General features: G+C 64.2%; 6 protein-coding genes. 5 read left to right on the top strand and 1 reads right to left on the bottom strand.

The window, feature by feature from the left end:
• Window positions 1-546 precede the first annotated feature (546 nt).
• From gspE to CWC48_RS22840, 4 genes are all read left to right on the top strand, one after another.
• Window positions 547-1,965 carry a type II secretion system ATPase GspE gene (gene gspE, locus CWC48_RS22825; protein WP_078049044.1) on the top strand — a complete coding sequence of 473 codons (1,419 nt, stop codon included), beginning with the start codon at window positions 547-549 and terminating at the stop codon, window positions 1,963-1,965.
• Window positions 1,965-3,176: a type II secretion system inner membrane protein GspF gene (gspF, locus tag CWC48_RS22830; RefSeq protein ID WP_078049043.1), complete on the top strand. Its 1,212-nt coding sequence runs from the start codon at window positions 1,965-1,967 to the stop codon at window positions 3,174-3,176. Before gspE ends, gspF begins: the two co-directional genes overlap by 1 nt.
• 447 nt (window positions 3,177-3,623) lie before the next feature.
• A complete protein-coding gene (locus tag CWC48_RS22835; RefSeq protein WP_100490393.1) occupies window positions 3,624-4,826 on the top strand; it encodes a substrate-binding domain-containing protein in 1,203 nt (400 codons plus the stop codon).
• Between the two features lie 185 nt (window positions 4,827-5,011).
• On the top strand, window positions 5,012-17,056 hold the full coding sequence (locus CWC48_RS22840) for a filamentous hemagglutinin family protein (RefSeq protein ID WP_100490394.1): 12,045 nt from the start codon (window positions 5,012-5,014) through the stop codon (window positions 17,054-17,056).
• Between the two features lie 196 nt (window positions 17,057-17,252).
• Here CWC48_RS22840 and CWC48_RS22845 read toward each other — a convergent pair whose 3' ends face one another.
• Window positions 17,253-18,194, bottom strand: coding sequence for a transporter (locus CWC48_RS22845; RefSeq protein ID WP_078049040.1), 942 nt, complete (start codon window positions 18,192-18,194; stop codon window positions 17,253-17,255).
• 203 nt (window positions 18,195-18,397) lie between these two features.
• Between CWC48_RS22845 and CWC48_RS22850 the strand changes: the two genes are divergently transcribed.
• Window positions 18,398-19,426, top strand: coding sequence for an AraC family transcriptional regulator (locus CWC48_RS22850; RefSeq protein WP_100490395.1), 1,029 nt, complete (start codon window positions 18,398-18,400; stop codon window positions 19,424-19,426).
• Window positions 19,427-19,635: the final 209 nt, after the last annotated feature.

The following is a 19,635-nucleotide window of genomic DNA, read 5'->3' on the forward strand; positions in this document are numbered from 1 at the left end:
CAGAGCCAAAGCAAAAGCAGAGCGCGTCGGCCTTAGAGCTGACCGGTATCTGACTGTCGAACTCGGTCAAATGTGGGAGCTGGCTTGCCTGCGAAAGTATCACCTGGGTGTAGCTGACTCACCGAGGTGCCTGCATCGCAGCGATGCGGCAATCCGACAAGCCAGATCCTACAAGACCGCGTATGCCTTTGCTCCACACCACTCAAGCCGGCTGTCAGGCCGCTGTGCTTTTGCTTTTGATCTTGATCTTGATTTTGATCTTAGGCGCCCCGTCAAACACGCTGGCCGGAATTCGACAGGGATTTGGGGGGTAAACCGGCAGGGATGCCGGTTTAGCCGCCCCGCGCCATGGATGGCGCGTGGCGGCGGCCCCCCAAATCACTGTCGGATTACGGGCACACCGAGCCCAGGCGAGGTGCCGAGTGTTGGGGCAAGAGCGTTTTGCTTACTTTTGCGCTTTTCAAAAGTGAGCCGCTGTAAGAGCGGAACCAATAGCCGCCGTTACCCAAAAAACGGATATGTACACCTAAAAGCGGGTCCAACCCAATGAGCCTATTGCCGTACGCCTGGGCCAAATCCCAACGCATCCTCCTGCGCCCCACCGAAGCAGGCCACCTGCTAACCGTGTGCCCCTCAACCCCCGGCTGGTCCATCAGCGAAGTCCACCGCCAATTCGGCCAAACCCACCTCGAACAGGTCCGCGACGACGAACTCGACGGCCTGCTCACCAGCGCCTACGCCGACACCGGCAGCGCCGCCGCCGTAGTGGGCGCCGCCGAAAACGAAGTCGACCTCGACCGCCTGATGCAAGACATGCCCGAAGTCACCGACCTGCTCGACACCCAGGACGGCGCCCCGGTGATCCGCATGATCAACGCCTTGCTCACCCAGGCCGCCCGCGACGAAGCCAGTGACATCCACATCGAACCCTACGAAACCCACTCCGTCGTGCGCTACCGCGTCGACGGCACCCTGCGGGACGTGGTGTCGCCACGCAAGGCGTTGCATGGCGCACTGGTCTCGCGGATCAAGATCATGGCCCAACTCGATATCGCCGAAAAACGCCTGCCCCAGGACGGTCGCATCGCACTGCGCGTGGCCGGTCGTCCCATCGATATTCGGGTGTCCACCGTGCCCACCGGCCATGGTGAAAGAGTCGTCATGCGCCTGCTGGACAAACAAGCCGGGCGCCTGCAATTGGAGACCCTGGGCATGGAGCCGCAGTTGCTGGCGCGCCTGGACACGTTGATCCGCCAACCCCACGGCATCGTGCTGGTCACCGGGCCCACCGGCAGTGGCAAGACCACCAGCCTGTACGCCGCCCTGGCGCGGTTGGATGCGAGCACCAGCAATATCCTCACCGTCGAGGACCCGGTGGAATATGACCTGCCGGGCATCAGCCAGATCCAGGTCAACGCCAAGATCGACATGACGTTCGGCCTGGCGCTGCGTGCGATTCTGCGCCAGGACCCGGACATCATCATGATCGGTGAGATCCGCGACCTGGAGACCGCACAAATCGCCGTGCAGGCTTCGCTCACCGGGCACTTGGTGCTTGCGACCTTGCACACCAATGACGCAGTGTCGGCGGTCAACCGGCTGATCGACATGGGCGTCGAACCGTTTCTGTTGGCGTCGTCCTTGCTGGGTGTGTTGGCCCAGCGCCTGGTGCGCCGCCTGTGCCCGCACTGCAAGCAGGAGGACCCGGCGGCGCCCGGCACGTGGCGTCCGGTGGGGTGCGCGCAGTGCAACCAGATGGGCTACAGCGGCCGTACCGGGATCCATGAGTTGTTTTGCGTCGATGATGACGTGCGCAGCCTCATTCACCAGGGCGCCAACGAGCAGGACCTGCGCCTGGCCGCCCGGCGTGCCGGGATGTTCAGCATGCGTGAAGACGGCGAGCGCTGGGTGCGCAGCGGCGCCACCGCGCCCGAAGAAATCCTGCGCGTGACACGGGACGCCTGATGAATCGCTATCGCTATGAGGCCGCCGATGCCAGCGGCAAGGTTGAGGCCGGGCACGTGGAGGCCGACAGCCAGAGCGCAGCATTTGCCAGCCTGCGCAGCCGAGGCCTGACGGCGTTGCTGGTGCAAATTGAAGGCAATCAGCAAGCGGCCTCCGGCAGCAGCTTGTTCACCGCCAAACTGTCGGACAACGACCTGGCCTGGGCCACGCGGCAACTGGCAAGCCTGCTGGGTGCGAGCCTGCCATTGGAAGCCGCCTTGAGCGCCACAGTGGAGCAGGCCGAGAAAAAGCATATCGCCCAGACCCTGGCCGCCGTGCGCGCCGATGTGCGCGGAGGCATGCGCTTGGCGGATGCGTTGGCAGCGCGGCCACGGGACTTTCCGTCGATCTACCGCGCGTTGATTGCGGCCGGGGAGGAGTCGGGTGATCTGGCCCAGGTCATGGAGCGGCTGGCCGACTACATCGAGGAGCGTAACAACCTGCGGGGCAAGATCCTCACCGCGTTCATCTACCCCGGCGTGGTGGGGCTGGTGTCCATCGGCATTGTGATTTTCTTGCTGAGCTACGTGGTGCCCCAGGTGGTGAGCGCGTTCTCCCAGGCGCGCCAGGATTTGCCGGGGCTGACCCTGGCAATGCTGAACGCCAGTGACTTTATCCGCGCCTGGGGTTGGCTGTGTTTTGCCGGGATCGTTGGCGGTTTCTGGAGTTGGCGCCTGTATTTGCGCAACCCGGTGGCGCGCTTGAATTGGCACAGCCGTGTATTGGGCTTGCCCCTGATCGGGCGTTTTGTATTGGGCCTGAACACCGCGCGCTTTGCCTCGACCCTGGCGATTCTCGGCGGTGCCGGCGTGCCGCTGTTGCGCGCCCTGGAAGCGGCGCGGCAAACCCTGTCCAACGACCGCCTGAGCCAATGCGTCAACGACGCCACCGCCAAAGTGCGCGAAGGCGTCAACCTGGCCCCAGCGTTGGCGGTGGAAAAAGTCTTCCCGCCGGTACTGATCCACCTGATCGCCAGCGGCGAAAAAACCGGCTCGCTCCCGCCGATGCTGGAGCGCGCGGCGCAAACGCTGTCGCGGGATATCGAACGCCGCGCCATGGGCATGACCGCGTTGCTGGAGCCGTTGATGATCGTGGTGATGGGCGCCGTGGTGCTGGTAATCGTTATGGCGGTGCTGTTGCCGATCATCGAGATCAACCAACTGGTCACCTGATTACACCCTTTCACCCTGAAGGAGCTGGCTGGCCAGCGATAGCGATAGGTCAGCCGACACAGATAGAACTGACCCACCGCTATCGCCGGCAAGCCGGCTCCTGCAAATCGATATTTTTTGGCTGTGTTTTGTGCGTGGCCCCGAACCTCGGGTTCCTCATTCCGTCACATCCCGACGTCCCACGGCGCTTGCAGCCCATTGCGCTGAAACCTCGCTGTCACCTGTGCCCAAACCGCTCAAAACGATGACCAAAACACCCGAGAATCTTTTTAAAAATCAAGGTGTTCCTCCCGAGGTTTTTTCCTACAACCGTCATCGGAAACTGCGAATTTCTCTCCCATGGTTTTCACCCCCGGCCACCCCCGGAAGACGGCTTGGGACCGAAGCCATGGCGTCATGCAAGAGCCATCTACCCCAACGTACAAACACGACGAAAGGAGATTCTTCATGTTTAAGCGCAACGTTCTCGCGGTATCCATGACCCTCGCTGCCCTGTGCTCGGCACAGGCTGCAATGGCTGACATCAACGGCGGCGGTGCAACCCTGCCACAACCGCTGTACCAGACTGCCGGCGTACTCACTGCCGGCTTCGCCCCTTACATCGGCGTGGGCAGCGGCAACGGCAAAGCGGCTTTCCTGACCAACGACTACACCAAGTTCGTGGCCGGCGTGACCAACAAGAACGTGCACTGGGCAGGCAGCGATTCCAAGCTGACCTCGGCTGAGCTGTCGACCTACGCTTCCACCAAACAAGCTGCCTGGGGCAAGCTGATCCAGGTGCCATCGGTTGCCACCTCGGTTGCCATCCCGTTCAACAAAAGCGGTACTGCAGCGGTTGACCTGAGCGTCAAAGAGCTGTGCGGTGTGTTCTCCGGCCGTATCACTAACTGGTCGGGTATCTCCGGCTCTGGCCGTACCGGCCCGATCACCGTGGTTTATCGCAGCGAAAGCAGCGGCACTACCGAGCTGTTCACCCGCTTCCTGAATGCCAAGTGCACCACTGAGCCTGGCACCTTCGCTGTCACCACAACCTTCGCCAACAGCTACAGCCTGGGCCTGACGCCGTTGGTTGGCGCCGTTGCCGCCACTGGCAGCCAAGGCGTGATGACCGCCCTGAACGCCGATCAAGGCCGCATCACCTACATGAGCCCTGACTACGCCGCGACCACCCTGGAAGGTCTGGACGACGCCACCAAAGTCGCTCGCGTCGGTAAAGACGTCGCCAACGGCATCGAAGGTGTATCGCCAGCGCCAGGCAACGTGTCGGATGCCATCGCACTGGTTCCAGCCCCTAACGATCCTAGCGCTCCACTGGACATCACCCAACCGGACAACTGGGTGCCAGTGTTCGGTAAAGACGGTGTGGCCGGCGTTCAGCCTTACCCGACTTCGGGCTACCCGATCCTTGGTTTCACCAACCTGATCTTCAGCCAGTGCTACGCCAACGCTGGCCAGACTACCCAGGTGCGTGACTTCTTCACCAAGCACTTCGGCGAAACCGCCAACAACGACGACGCCATTTCGGCCAACCGTTTCGTACCGCTGCCCGCTAACTGGAAAGCCGCCATCACCGACACGTTCGTAACGTCCACCAGCGCCCTGAGCATTGGCAAGACCAACGTCTGCAACGGCATCGGTCGTCCGCTGTAACCCAAGCTACCCAAGACCCGCACCACCTGATCAGCAACGGCCTGTGCCGTTGCTGATTTTTTTGCGTTAACAGCCGCATGTGAACTTTCCATGACAGAAGTTCAGTCGCGCCCCTTGCCAACCGCCTAACCCTCATACGTGAGCTTGTCTTGCCCCTGGGCTAACACCAAGAAGGAAGATTCCAGATGGTCCGCTGCAAATCACCGGTTAACCTCAAAGCCCCAGAGACAATCCTGCGCCTCAAACCACTGGCCCAGGCCATTGCGTTGTTGATGGTGGCGGGGAATGCCCAGGCGGCCACGGCGTTCAGTTCCGGCTGGTTTGCCGACAAGGGCGCGTCCCAGGCGGCCACGGCGGCGCGTACCGGTGCAGGCCAGGTGCCGGGGATTCCTTCGTTGAACCAACAGGCGCGCGTCAAGCAGCAGTTGTCGCGCTCCATCAGCACCTTGAACACCAGCGTCGCGGCGATTGCGGCCCAGCAGGCGGCGCAAGCAGCGGGGCGCCAGGCGGCGTTCGGCCAGGTCTCGAACGTTCCCGATGGCTTGGGCAAGGGCGGCCTGCAGGTCGATAACAGCCTCACCCAGGGCTGGACCAACGCCAAGGGCCCGACCCAGAGCCAGTCCGGCGGCAAGACCACGGTGACCATCGAGCAGACCGCCGACAAGGCGATCCTCAACTGGGAGACCTTCAACGTCGGGCGCAACACCACCGTGGATTTCCAGCAGCAGTCCAGCTGGGCGGTGCTTAACCGCGTCAACGATCCGAATGCGCGGCCCAGCGAGATCCAGGGCCAGATCAACGGCGCCGGTACGGTGATGATCATGAACCGCAACGGCGTGGTGTTCAGCGGCACCAGCCAGGTGAATGTGCGTAACCTGGTGGCCGCAGCGGCGAACATCACCGACGAGCAGTTCACCCAGCGCGGTATCTACGTCGACGCCAACGGCACCCAGCCGACCTTTACCGATGCCGCCGGCAAGGTGCAGGTACAGCGTGGCGCCGTGATCCAGACCCACAACCCGGCCACGTCCACCGATGCCGGCGGTTACGCCTTGCTGTTGGGCGCCGAAGTGGACAACGCCGGCACCCTCATTACCGCCAAGGGCCAGACGACTTTGGCGGCGGGTGACAGCTTCTACATCCGCAAGGGCGTCGGCACCACCGGCAACGACCGCTCCACCACGCGCGGCAATGAAGTGGCGACTAGCCTCAACGCCGGCAGCAGTGCCGGCAAGGTCACCAACAGTGGCCTGATCATGGCCTCCACCGGCGACATCACCCTGACCGGTCACCAGGTGCAGCAAAACGGCGTAGCCCTGGCCAGCACGTCGGTGGACACGCGCGGCACCCTTCATTTGCTCAGCGCTGCCACCGACACCACCGGCAGCGTGACCCTGGGCGAGGGCAGCACCACCGCGATCCTGCTGGACGCCAGTGGCAGCACCGCCCTCAACGGCCAGAAAGACAACGGCCTGATCAAGCTCGATGGCACGCCGGCCAACCTGATCACCGGCCCGTTCAACAACCTCAGCACCGTGGCCGACCGTACCGATCAGTCGCGGATCGAGATCGTCAGCGGCGGCACCGTGGACTTCCAGAAAGGCTCGATCACCCTGGCCACCGGCGGCCAGGTGGCGGTCAGCGCGACGGGGCGCAGCCTGGTGCGCGATGGCGCGATGATCGACGTGTCAGGCGCGGTCGGCGTCAAGGTGTCGATGGAATCCAACAACATCAAGATCAACGTGCAGGGCAACGAGCAGCGCGATGCGCCGGTCAACCGGGACGGCGGGCAACTGATCAACAACGATGTGTGGGTAGACCTGCGCGAGCTGGTGTTTGTACCGGCGGGCACCAACGGCTATGCGACGGATCGCTGGTACACCGCCGGCGGCTTGCTGGAAGTTGGCGGTTACCTCGGCACCCAGGGGCACACGGTCGGTGAATGGATGGCCCAGGGCGGCACCGTGACCTTTACCGGCAACGATGTGGTGACCCAGAAGGGCGCGCAGATCAACCTGTCCGGCGGTACCGTGGACGTGCAAGCCGGCTACATCCAGCAAACCTGGCTCAAGGGTCCCAATGGCCGCTTGTATGAACTCTCCAAGGCGCCGGGCGACATCCTCTATTCGGGGTTCTACAAAGGCTATGAAGACAACAGCGCGCGCTGGGGCCAGACCCAGTACTACTACAACCCGCTGATTGCACCGCAACGCCGGTATGAGGCCGGCTACACCGTGGGCCGCGATGCCGGCAAACTGGTGATCGGCACCACCAGCGCAGTGCTGGAAGGCCAGTTGATCAGCGATGTATTCCAGGGTGATCGCCAGACCCAGGCGCCAAGTATCAACCTCGACGGTTACCAGCAATCCAAGAAGGCCATGGCCCAGCGGGCGCAATTGATCATTGGTCAGTACATTCCGATCTACAACAAGACCACCGGCACCCTGCGCTACGCCCTGAGTGGCGCCACCGACCAAGTGCTGATCGACAGCAACACGCAGAACATTGCCGATGGCCTGGACCTCACCACAGCACTGCCGGCGGATCGCCAAGGCAAGATGGTGCTCGACAGTGACCCCCTCAATGGCTACCAACTGGGCGCGATCAAGGTGGGCGCCACACAGCAGATCACCGTCAATGGCGCGCTCAAGGTGGCGGACGGCGGCGATATCACCCTGTTCGGGCCTGGGGTCACTCTCAATGCGAACCTGACGGCCCACGGCGGCAGTATCAACGCCGGCAACCTGCTCAGCCAGGTCAACCCGCTTAAAGCCGGGGCCGTTGAGGATGCAATTGCAGCGGGGGCGGGCACGGTCAACGTCGCCAGCGGCGTCAAGCTGGATGCCAGCGGGCGTTGGAACAACCTGCCACTGAACCCTTCCGACACCAGCGGCCTGGCCTATGTCAACGGCGGCAAGGTATCGCTGCGCGGTACCGGCAATGTGAGCCTGGCGCAGGGCAGTGTGGTGGATGCATCTTCTGGGGCCACCCTCGGCGTGGACGGCAAGCTCGTCGGCGGCAAGGGCGGCGACGTGACCCTGGGGGCGCTCGGTGCGTTGGCGCTGGACGGTGAGATTCGTGGCTATGGCGTCACGGGCGGCGGCACCCTGGCATTGCAGGCGCGCAAGGTGCAGATCGGCGACAGCGGCACGGCGCCCACCGCCGATACCCTGAAACTGGCAGGGGATTTTTTCAACAAGGGCTTCTCGGCGTACGACATCAGCGGCAACGAAGGGCTGCTGGTCACGGATGGTACCCAGGTGGATGTCACCACGCCCGTCTACCGATTGGGCGAGCAGACGTCGGCCACGCCGACGGGCAGCGACCCGGCGACGGCCCTGGAGCGCTGGACCCCGGCGCTTTACCAGGAAGACGCTGCCAAGGGTGTGCTGACCCAGCGCCGTGGCGCCAGCCTGGCGCTGACTGCCGGCCATCGCGATTCGACGGCCGCCGAACTGGCCACCACGGCCCTGACAGTGGGCAAGGGCGCCGTGATCAACGTCGACCCCGGCCAGGGCATCAACCTGCGCAGCGTCGGCCAATTGACCCTGAACGGCACCCTCAATGCCTGGGGGGGCAGCGTCAGCCTTGGCGGCTTGACGGTCCAGGCGTCCGAGGCGGTCAACGCCATTGGCCATGGCCGCTCGATCTGGGTGGGCGAGAACGCGCTGATCGACGTCGCATCGCGGGCGGTCACGGCGGTGAACAATCGTGGCGGTGTCTACGGCCAGGTGCGTAACGGCGGCAAGATCAGCATCGGTGGCGACATCGACCTGGCGACCGGCATTGCCAAGGCCAGCGACCTGTTTGTAGTGGTGCGCGACGGCGCGCGCCTGGACGCGTCCGGTACCCAGGCGGCGTTGGATGTGCCAGGCCAGGGCCGGGTACAGGTGGCAAGCAATGGCGGCAGCATCAGTTTTGCCTCCAATAACGGCCTGTACCTGGATGGCAGCTTTGTCGCCCGCGCCGGTGGCGCCGGTGCGGCGGGCGGTAGTTTGTCCCTGGCCCTGGAAAGCCCGTACTACGCCAAGAACGCTGTCACCGACCGCGTGCTCAAGCTGCGCGAACTGGTGCTGAGCCAGACCCACCAGGGCAGTGCATTGCCGGACACCGCCGACGCGGCGGCCGCCAGCCTGGAATATGGTCATGGTCGCCTTGGCGTCGACCAGGTCAACGCGGGCGGGTTCGACAACCTCGCCGTGTTGAGCAACGGCCTGTTGGGTTTTGACGGTGACGTGTCACTGCACATGGGCCAAAGCCTGCGCCTGTACAGCGGCGCCATGGGCCTCACGGAACAGGCGGCGGACAATTCCCGTATCAACCTGTCGGCGCCGTACCTGCTGTTGGCGGGCATCCTTGAACCGCTGGAGGCCAAGGACCAGTACCTGCACCCGGTATTGACCACCGGCATGTCGCAACGCGCCAGCCAGGCGCTGTTTGCCGCCAGCGGTAACCTGATCGATGTGCGCGGCAACGTGCTGTTCGGCAACAACAGCAACCTGCCGCTGAGCGACACCAGCCTGGTGAATGTCGACCGTCGTGGTTTCGATGATGTGCAACTGACCAGCCAGGGCGACCTGCGCTTCCTGGCCGGCGCCGGGGCGGACGTGATCGCCGAAGGCATCAGCACCCAACTGATGACGCGCGGTGACATGACCCTGCGCGCGGCGCAGCTGTACCCGGCTACCGAAGTCGGGGCACGGGTGCTGGCAGGCTTCCTGGATAATCAAGACGTCGACACCGGCTTCACCTACGACCCGACGCGCACCCTGACCATTGCTCGCACCGGTAACAGCAATGCGGCCATGCCGTACTCGGTGTTTGGCCGCCTTCAATTAGGCGGCCCCACCATCAAGCAGGGCGGTGTGGTCCGCGCACCGCTGGGGCTGATTGAAATCGGCAGGCTGGGTTCCACCCGCGTGGAATTGCTGCCCGGCAGCCTCACCTCGGTGAGCGGCAAGGGCCTGGTGCTGCCGTACGGCGGGACCGTGGACGGCCAGATCTACAAATACAACGGCAAGACCGTGACGTTCATTGGCCAGGGCGGTGCGAACAACGCCGGCAACCTGTTGGTTGGCGTGACGTTGGGCGGGCAGTCCGTGGCGGTGCTGCCGGACGCGACCCTGGATCTGTCGGGCGGTGGGGAATTGCTGGGGGCCGGCTTTATTTCCGGGCGCGGCGGTTCCACGGATGCGCGTTACAACCCATTGGTGCAATTCGGTGCGAACGGCGGTTTTGTCCTGCCGGGGCTGGGTACCAACCCGGTCTACGCAATTGTGCCGGGCGTGCAACCGGGCTATGCCCCGGTGGCGCCGGAGGGGGGCGCGGTCGACCCGCTGATCGGCCAGCAAATCACCATCGGCGCCGGTGTGCCGGGGCTGGCGGCAGGCACCTATACCCTGATGCCCTCCACGTATGCCCTGACGCCGGGGGCGTTCCGGGTGGAAATCAACGGGCTCGCCGCAGGGGCAAGCGACGGTTCGGCGCAGGCGATGCGCAATGGCTCCTGGTCCACGGCGGGGCGGTTGTCGATTGCCAACACAGGTATCGCCAACAGCCTCAACAGCCAAGTGATCCTGACCTCCGCCGATACGTTGCGCCGTTACTCGCAGTACAACGAGACCGGCTACGCGCAATTTGCTGTAGCGGATGCCGCCCGGCTCGGCGTACCTCGGGCATTGCTGCCGGTGGACGCCAAGACCTTGCAATTGGTGCTGCGTTCGGGCGCGGGTGAGGACGCCTTCTCGTTCCAGGGCATCGGGCGCTTTGAGGCGGCTGCCGGCGGTTACGGCGGCAGCGTTTCCGTGAGGAACTCAAGCAGCGTCGACACCGACATTGAAATCGTCGGGGCAGGGCGCGGTGTCACCAGTGGTTTCAATGGTGTCACCCTGAATGCGGACAGCCTCAATGCGCTGGGCGCTTCGCGCTTGCTGGTCGGTGGGATGACGGTGGTCAACTATGGCCAGGGCGGTAACTACATCAACCTGGCGGCTGGCACCACGGGTGCGCTGATTCTTCGCGATGGCGCAACCCTGGCGGCGCCGGAAGTGTTCCTGGTTGCTTCCACCGGCAGTATCGTGGTGGAGCAAGGCGCTTCGATCAACACCATCGGGCGCGGCAAGGTCGGTTATGACGCACGTGACGGTTTTGTCTACAACATGGCCAACGTGTTGGCGGTGTCCAACGGCCTGCTCAACGTCGTCGCCGCCAAGCAATCGGAAGTGGGCCAAGGCATCCAGATAGGTGTGTGCAACAGCGCGCCGTGCAGTGGGCCAACAGCCTTGTATTCGGAAGGCACCATCGCCGTCTTGACCGACAGCACCCTGCAAATGGGCGACCAGGTGCGCTACGGCACCCGCCATCTCAACCTGGGTCTGAGCAGCATCAACGTCGGCAGCCCCGAGGCGCTCGCTGCCGCCGCCGCGGCCAACCGTCTGCCCGCCGGCCTGACCCTGACTCAGGCCGTACTCGACCGCCTGCTGCGCGGCGACACTCAATTCGGCGCTCCTGGCCTGGAAACCCTGCAATTGTCGGCGCGGGACAGCTTCAACTTCTACGGCACCACCACCCTGGACACTTATGACGCGGTGACCGGCAAGTCCCTGCTCAATAACCTGATGCTCTCCACGCCAGCCGTCTACGGCGCTGGCGGTGCCAATGACGTGGCGACCATTCATACCGCCAACCTGATCTGGCAGGGCGCCGAAGCAGCGCCTGGCACCGTGGTGGCGGGGGGGGCGGGCACCGGTAGCGGGCGCCTGGATATCAACGCCGAGCGCATTGAATTCGGGTATGGCGAGTTCGCCCAGGCGAGCACCACCGCCAGCCTCAACCGCCTGGCCCTGGGGTTTGCCAACGTCAACCTGAAGGCCAGCGACCGCATCACCGCGAACCATAAGGGCAGCCTTTCGGTGTACCAGAGCCAGGGCGCCTACGACGCCATCAAGGGCTTTGCCTACAGTGGCGGGAACCTGAGTATCCTGACGCCGCTGATGACCGGCGCAGCGGGTTCGGTGAATAAAATCACCGCCGGGAGCGCCATCGATATCAGCGCGTCGGGCGGCCCGGTGGGCAAGGTCGACGGCCTTGGCGGCGAGTTGTCGCTGCAGGGCGACAGCCTGCGCTTGGCGAGTGCGGTGGTCCTGCCCAGCGGCAAGGTCACCCTCGGTGCCCGTGGTGATGTGGTGTTGACCGACGCCGCGTTGGTTGATGTGTCCGGCCACGCGATCGCGTTCAACGACCTGACCCAATATAGCGCAGGCGGTGAGGTGCTGCTGGAAAGTCGCGAAGGGGATGTGCGGCAGAGTGCGGGCTCCACCATCGACCTGTCGGCACAGTACAACCAGGCCGGCAAACTGCGCGCCGTCGCGGTGGGCGGTGCGGCGGGTAGCGTCGACCTGGCGGGCAAGGTCCTTGCCGGCAGCAGCGGAGACTACGACGCCGGTGGCACGCGGGTGCCGTACCTGGCCGGTGCGGTGGAAATACAGGCCCAGCACCTGGGCGGCAGCGGTAGCCTCAGCGACCAGTTCGCGGCGCTCAACCAGCGCCTCAACCAGGGGCAGGTCTTTGGTGCGCGCAGCTTCCAGCTCAAGCAGGGCGACCTGATCATCGGCAGCGACGTCAAGGCCAACACCGTCAACGTCTCGGTCGACAACGGCAGTCTGCGCGTGACGGGCCGGGTGGATGCCAGCGGCGAGCGCGTCGGCAGCATCAACCTGGCAGGCAAGAACGGCCTGACCCTGGACGGCAGCGCCGTACTCGACGCCCACGGCACGCAGTTGCGCGTGGACAGCTACGGCAAGATCATCGACTCGCCCAACCGCGCTATCGTGATGCTCGGGTCCGGCACCGGCCAACTGACCCTGGCCGATGGCGTGCACATCGACCTGCGCCATGGCACCGACGCCACCGGCAACGATGGGCGCAACCGTGGCACGCTGGAGCTGAATGCGCCGCGACTGGGCAGCAATGACATTGCCATCGACGCCAGTGGGCGCCTGACAATCGAGGGCGCGCGCTCCATCGCCCTTAACGGCATGGTCACGTATGACGATGCCCCGGCCAAGACCGATGCGACAGCCAGTGGCAGGCCGTACCAGGAAATCACCCAGGCCTACCTGGATCAGAAACACGCGCTGAGCACGGCGTTCATCAATGCGGCACTGCTCAACAATGACCTGGTGCAAAACAAATTGGCTGGCCTGAACAACGCCACCTACGGCGACACGTTCCACCTGCGTCCGGGCGTCGAGATCATCAGCAAAACCCCTGACGGCGACCTGGTCGTCCAGGGTGATCTGGACCTGTCCGGCTATCGCTACGCCAGTCTCAAGTCGCCGACTCACGCAGTGACCGAAGCCGGCAGCCTGACCCTGCGCGCCGGTGGCGACCTGAACATCTACGGCAGTATCAACGACGGCTTCGCCGCGCCCGCGGCCTCCAATGATGACAATGGCTGGGTACTGCGCGCCGGCATCGATTTCACCGGCGGTACCGTGGTGGTGCCAGGCAACGGCGTGACGCTGGCGGACGGCACGACATTCCCCGCTGGCGTGACGCTGAATTTCGACGTGACGATCAAGGCTCGCAGCTTGCCTGCCGGTACTCGGTTACCGACGGCGGTGACCCTCAATGCGGCGTTGACACTGCCTGCCGGCACGGTCTTGGCGGGTGCGGTACGTGATGCCGCAGGCAACGTAATACACCCGGCCGGCACACGCCTGACCGAACCTCTGGACTTGGCGAACGGCAGCATCCTGGACGCGGGCAACGTGCTGGTGAGTCTCACCAGTGTGCGGATCATGACCTGGCCTGCGGGCGTGCCATTGCCCGGCAAGCTGGGCACTACTGGCACGGTCATTCTCAGTGGCACCAAACTGCTGCCCCGTGGCGCGTTGTTGCCGGTGGGCACCAACGTCAAGTTGCCGGGCAACGCCACTTCGGTGCGATTGCGCGTGCCGGGGGCGAATGGGCAAGGCAAGTCGTGGGCGGCGGCGCCGATGCTGCCCGACGGTTCCCAAGCCTGGTCGATGCGCCTGCTGGCGGGTGCCGACACCCGGGCGGCCGACAGCCGTGCGCTGCAGTCGCAACCGCAGGCCGGTAATCTGCGCCTGGCCGACAGCCATTACGGCGTCTACGGCCCGAGCAAGATCGTTGGCGGCAGCACGCGCTTCAGCGTGATCCGTACCGGCGCGGCGGACTTGGAACTGTTGGCCGCAGGCAACTTGAGCATGGAGTCGCTGTTCGGTGTCTACACCGCCGGCACTTCTGCCGCCGCTACACCGGGTAGCCCTGCCGGCGCCTGGTACCCAGAGAACGGCAGCAATTTGCTGGTGAAGGCGGGTGGCAATCTCACCGGCAACGTCACCAGCAAGGCGGGGAGCGGTGCCGGGCGCCCGGTAACCTTGGACATTGGCCAGGATTCGACCAACGTCGGCAATTGGCTGTGGCGCCAGGGCAACGGCTTGAGCGGCAGCCAGGCACAAGGCACTGCCTGGTGGATCAACTTCGGCTCATTCGCGCCTGTACCGGGCGCCGCCGACCAGATGGTGGGCTTTACCGGGTTCGGAACATTGGGCGGTGGCAACCTGAATGTCGACGTCGGGGGGGACGCGGGCATTATCGCGCCGCTGGCTGCCGGCTACGTGGCACGCAATGTCAGCCCCCGCAGCACAGGCTTGGTGCTGGCGGTCGGCAGCACCGGCCGGGTCGCGGCGGATGGCAGCCTGCAACTTACCGGCGGCGGCGATATGAACGTTCGGGTCGGTGGGGCGGTAAACCCTGGCAGCCAGATCGTTCTGGGGCAGCTTAACGGTGCGGTGGTGGACCTGCGCGGGCACGTTCAACTGACCGGCGGCAGCCTCGGTAGCCTGGCGTTGCGTTACGGCTCGCGAGCGGTGGATCACAGCCCCAGCGAGGTCCGCGCCTATGATGCGATGCGCTCGACGTCTGCGAGCGCGGCGGGTGGTTGGAGCCTGTTGCCGGGCGACGCGACCTTCAGCGTCTCCACCCGTGGAGACCTGGTGCTGCAGGAAGTGGCCGACCCTGGTCGCGCACCGCAGATGAACCTGTGGGCCTACCAGAAAGACGGGGTCACGGGTGTCGGGCAGACCTGGTTCAGCCTGTGGACCGATCGCACGGCCATCGACCTCTTTTCAGCCGGTGGCAACCTCACGCCGTTGACCCAGGCGGTGGAAACCGACATGGCGGCGGTCTATCCCGCGACGTTGCGTGCCGTGGCCGCCAGCGGCAGCTTGTATTACGGCAGTGCCTCCACCAACAACCCGGAGACGCCGCAGCCACTCAAGTCGATGGTCTTGGCGCCATCGGCCAAGGGGCAACTGCAATTGCTGGCGGCGGACTCGATCTACGGCGGCGACCTGATCATCAGCCGTTCCAGCGCAGCGCCGGACAGCCTGGCGACTGTCTTCAAGCCAGCCGTCCAAGGGTTTATCGGTGGGGTTCGGGTGGAGGGCAGCGGCACTGTTTCTGCCGATGGCAACCTGGCCCGCCTGGGCAATGCCCTCCCGTTGTTTGCTTTTGGTCCCAACACCGCCAGCACGGCGTGGGGCAATAGCCTGGAACCCGCACGCTTCTATGCCCTGACGGGCGATCTGCTGGGGGTCAGCAGTGGGCGCACTATCACCTTGACCGGCGCCGATGACCCACGTCTGGGCCAGACCTACTACGAAGGCGCGGGCGCGGTGTGGATGCGTGCGGGCCGAGACATCGTCAGCAGTGGTACAGGCTTGAGCGGTGCCAGCGGCGGTGACTTCGCGACGGGGCAATACACCCTCGCCGGCAACCTGTTCGTGCACAACGGCGCCACCGATGTCTCCATCGTCAGTGCCGGTCGCGACATCCTCTACAGCAGCTTCAACGTCGCCGGTCCCGGCAACCTGGAAATCACCGCCGGCCACAATATCCTGATGGACGACAGGGTCGGCATTACCAGCCTGGGTGCCGTGGCGGCGGGCGACACGCGCCCCGGCGCCAGTATCGTGATGCAAGCCGGCGTCGGCCCCAATGGCCCGGATTACCTGCGCTTTGTCGAGGCCTACCTCAACCCGGTCAACCTGGCGCAACCCGGCGAGTCGATCCAGGGCGGCAAGGTCGCCAAGACCTACGAAAACGAGCTGGTCGGCTGGCTCGCCGAGCGCTTCGGTTTCATCGGCAGCCCCGAGCAGGCCCGCACCTACTACGCGGCGTTGCCCGCCGAGCAACAACGGGTGTTCGCCCGTGACGTGTACTTCGCCGAGCTCAAGGCCGCTGGCCGCGAGTACAACAGGGACGGCGGCGTGCGTGAGGGCAGTTATGTGCGGGGGCGTGCGGCCATCGCGGCGCTGTTCCCGGACAAGGACGTGGCCGGCAACCCGATCAGCTACAAAGGCGATATCACCCTGTTCGGCGGCGCCGGGGTGCACACCAACTTCGGTGGCTCGATCCAGATGCTCACCCCAGGCGGCAGCCAGACCTTCGGTATCGAAGGCGCGGCGCCACCGTCGACGGCGGGCGTGATCACCCAGGGCGCGGGGGATATCCAACTGTATTCCCTGGGCAGCATTTTGCTCGGCCAGAGCCGCATCATGACCACCTTTGGCGGCTCGATCATGGGCTGGACCAGCGAAGGCGACATCAACGCCGGCCGTGGCTCCAAGACCACCGTGGTGTACACGCCGCCCAAGCGTGTCTATGACAACTGGGGCAACGTCGGCCTGTCGCCGTCGGTGCCAAGCACTGGCGCGGGGATCGCCACGCTCAACCCGATCCCGGAAGTGCCGGCCGGGGACATCGATCTCATCGCGCCGCTGGGCACCATCGACGCGGGCGAGGCGGGCATTCGCGTGTCGGGCAACGTCAACATCGCAGCCTTGCGCGTGGTGAACGCAGCGAACATCCAGACCCAGGGCAAGTCGTCCGGGGTGCCGGTCTCCGCCACCGTCAACACCGGCGCCATGAGTTCGGCCAGCGCGGCCGGGGCGGCGGCGTCCCAGGCGGCGGAAGACGCAGCGCGCAGTCAGCAGGCGGCGGCCAAGCAAGGTCGGCCTTCGATCATGACGGTCGAGGTATTGAGCCTGGGCAGCGAGCCATTGCCACGGGAGCCGGAACCGGCGCAGAAAACCTCTGGCTACAACCCTGACAGCCCGGTGCAAGTGCTGGGCGCGGGGCCGCTGAGCGAGCAGGCGCGGGCGCGGTTGACGGAGGAGGAGCGTAAGCAGATCAGCTTGTAAGGCTTGGGAAAGGACCTCTCGATGTACCGTTCGGGGCGATCAATGATCGCCCCTTTTTTTGGGGCATTGCTCGATCCGATGTGGGAGCTGGCTTGCCGGCATTCTCGCTTTTTTCCATCGTGACCCGCTGTAAATGCGGAACCCATACCAGCCGTTACCGAAGAAACGGATATGTACACCAACAGAACCCCAAACCTCACAAAGCAAAAGGAATCGTCAACTTAGCCCACAACATATCCCCCTCCGGCCGATTCTCCACATCAAACTCCTTGGCCCACCGCACCTCCGCACTCGCGTACTTCAAAAAGGTGAAATACACCGCCGGCCCAATCGCAAACACCTGCCCCCGCACACCATCATCCACCTCTTCACCCAAGATATTCACCACCGTATGCCCGTACTGCTTATCGTCGGTCGTCTGCTTGAGGTAATAGCCATTCACCCCCAGGCTCAGGTTATCGGTGACCTTGTAGCTGGCCGAATAATCGAAGTGAAAAATCTGCCCGGACCGGTAGTCGGTATCGTGGTTTTCCTTGTTGAAACTGTAAGTGGTCTTGATCGACAACTCAGTACGCGCAGTAGGCATCCAAGTCGCCGACACCAACGGCTTGTAGGTGTAGAAATTGTTGCTGGTATTGGCCAGCCGCGAAGCGTCGTACTCGCCGGTGGGCAGGGTGATTTCCACTGCGGCGCCCAAGGTCAGGCTGGGTCCCAGGTCCCACAGGATGATCGGCGCCACCGTGGTGTCGCCCATGCTTTCTCGCGTGTCGGACATTCCGAACAGCGCCACCTGCTGCTTGAGGTACGGCTGCGCGACATAGCCACCTAGGCGCCCGCCGAAAATACGCACGGGGCTCAGGTAGTCCAGGCGCGGGATGATCGCGTCCGACTTGATGCGCACCTCGGAGACCTTGCCGCCCAGGGAGCTGATGTCCAACTTCCTGGCCTCGTAGTGGTTGTAGTAGAGGTTGAAGGCGAACATATGGTCCGGCAGGTTGTTCACATCCAGCGGCAAGATGTAGAACCCATCGGTGCCGGGACCGATGTTGTCGACGCCGCCTTCGGTGGCCAGGGTGGGCAGGCTGATCAGGCTCAACAGGGCGAATTGCAGCGGGTGAAGCGCACGGGTGGGGTTCATGTCTGGCCTCATTATTATTGTTAGGTCACCGCAGGCCATAGAAATAAGCCCTGTACGCCCCGCAGGGCAGGGTTTTGGCGGCCAGATAGGGGGACTTTGCCGGACAGGTTTCACTCAGGGTGCAGCGAATCTTGCAAGCGCCTATGATTGTCAGAATGTTTCTAAAACAAGAACTGAAGTACTCAGTCGGGAACCCGTGATCCATGCAAAGGAAAGCCGTAGACCCGCAATTCGAGCTGGCGCTTGTGTCGCCGTTCCTGTTGCAGACCCTTGGGCAGGTGGTGGCGCAAAAGGGCGCCAGTGCCGACGCCCTGTGCCGTGGCCTGGGGTTTACCCTGGGCGACCTGGAAGACCCGGCCCAACGCATCTCTTATCGCCAGGCTGTGGCGATGATTCAGCGTGCGCTCAAGGTTCTGCCTGATCAGGGACTGGGCCTGTGGGTGGGCAACCAGAATGTGCTCGGCACCCTGGGGTTGCTCGGTCATGTGATTTCCCTGTGCAAGACCTTGCGCGATGCCTTCGCGATCGGCGAACGCCACCAGCACACCTCCGGCGGCATCGCCACCACCCGCACCCTTGAGGGCGCCGATGAGGTGTTTGTCGACGTCGAGTGCCTGTTGCCCTATGCCGAGGTGCAGGTGTTTGCGGCAGAAGAATTCTTCGCCAGCCTCATGGTGTATGGCCGAACGCTGGTGGGGCCGGCATTCATGCCGCTGCGCATGGAGTTCGTGCATGCGCCACCGCCTTATGCCGCCGAGTACCGGCGCCTGTTTGGTGACGATGTGCGCTTTGGCTGCCTGCATAACCGCATGGTGCTGGCGCCGCACTGGATGGATGCGCGCTTGCCCAACCATCACGCCCTCGCATTGCGCCAGGCCTTGGAATTGCTGGAGCTGGAAAGCGCCCAGTTGCACCAGAAGATGGACCTTATCCATGCGGTCGAACGCGCGATTTCCCGCGACCTGCAGGGCAGTCAACTGGAGAAGGTCGCCAGCGACTTGAACATGAGTGGCCGCACCCTGCGCCGGCGCTTGACCGAGCATGGCCTGACCTTCGAAGCCTTGCTGGAGCAAGTACGACGCGCGCGGACCATGGGCCTGCTGGGCAACCCGGGGTTGTCTATCGAACGGATCACGGAAGAGGTGGGTTACAGCGATGTGCGCAGTTTTCGGCGGGCGTTCAAACGGTGGACGGGGGTGAGCCCCAGCGCATTTCGCGGGGGGGCGTTATAGGCCGACACTGTGGTGAGCGGGCTTGCCCCGCGCTGGGCTACGAAGCAGCCCCAGTAAGATCACAGGGTACGTTGAGGTATAACGCTATAGCCGGTTTTTGGGGCCGCTCCGCGCCCCAGCGCGGGGCAAGCCCGCTCACCACAGAACCCCGCTCACCACGAGGCATGTCCTCTGGACATGTATTCAGTCTCAGAAACGCAAAACGGCGC

The sequence above is a fragment of the Pseudomonas sp. S10E 269 genome (genome assembly GCF_002798465.1).
Lineage (GTDB): Bacteria > Pseudomonadota > Gammaproteobacteria > Pseudomonadales > Pseudomonadaceae > Aquipseudomonas > Aquipseudomonas pergaminensis.

Coding starts and splice junctions, on each gene's coding strand:
- gspE (WP_078049044.1), top strand. CDS start 547: ATGAGCCTATTGCCGTACGCCTGGGCCAAATCCCAACGCATCCTCCTG.
- gspF (WP_078049043.1), top strand. CDS start 1,965: ATGAATCGCTATCGCTATGAGGCCGCCGATGCCAGCGGCAAGGTTGAG.
- CWC48_RS22835 (WP_100490393.1), top strand. CDS start 3,624: ATGTTTAAGCGCAACGTTCTCGCGGTATCCATGACCCTCGCTGCCCTG.
- CWC48_RS22840 (WP_100490394.1), top strand. CDS start 5,012: ATGGTCCGCTGCAAATCACCGGTTAACCTCAAAGCCCCAGAGACAATC.
- CWC48_RS22845 (WP_078049040.1), bottom strand. CDS start 18,194: ATGAACCCCACCCGTGCGCTTCACCCGCTGCAATTCGCCCTGTTGAGC.
- CWC48_RS22850 (WP_100490395.1), top strand. CDS start 18,398: ATGCAAAGGAAAGCCGTAGACCCGCAATTCGAGCTGGCGCTTGTGTCG.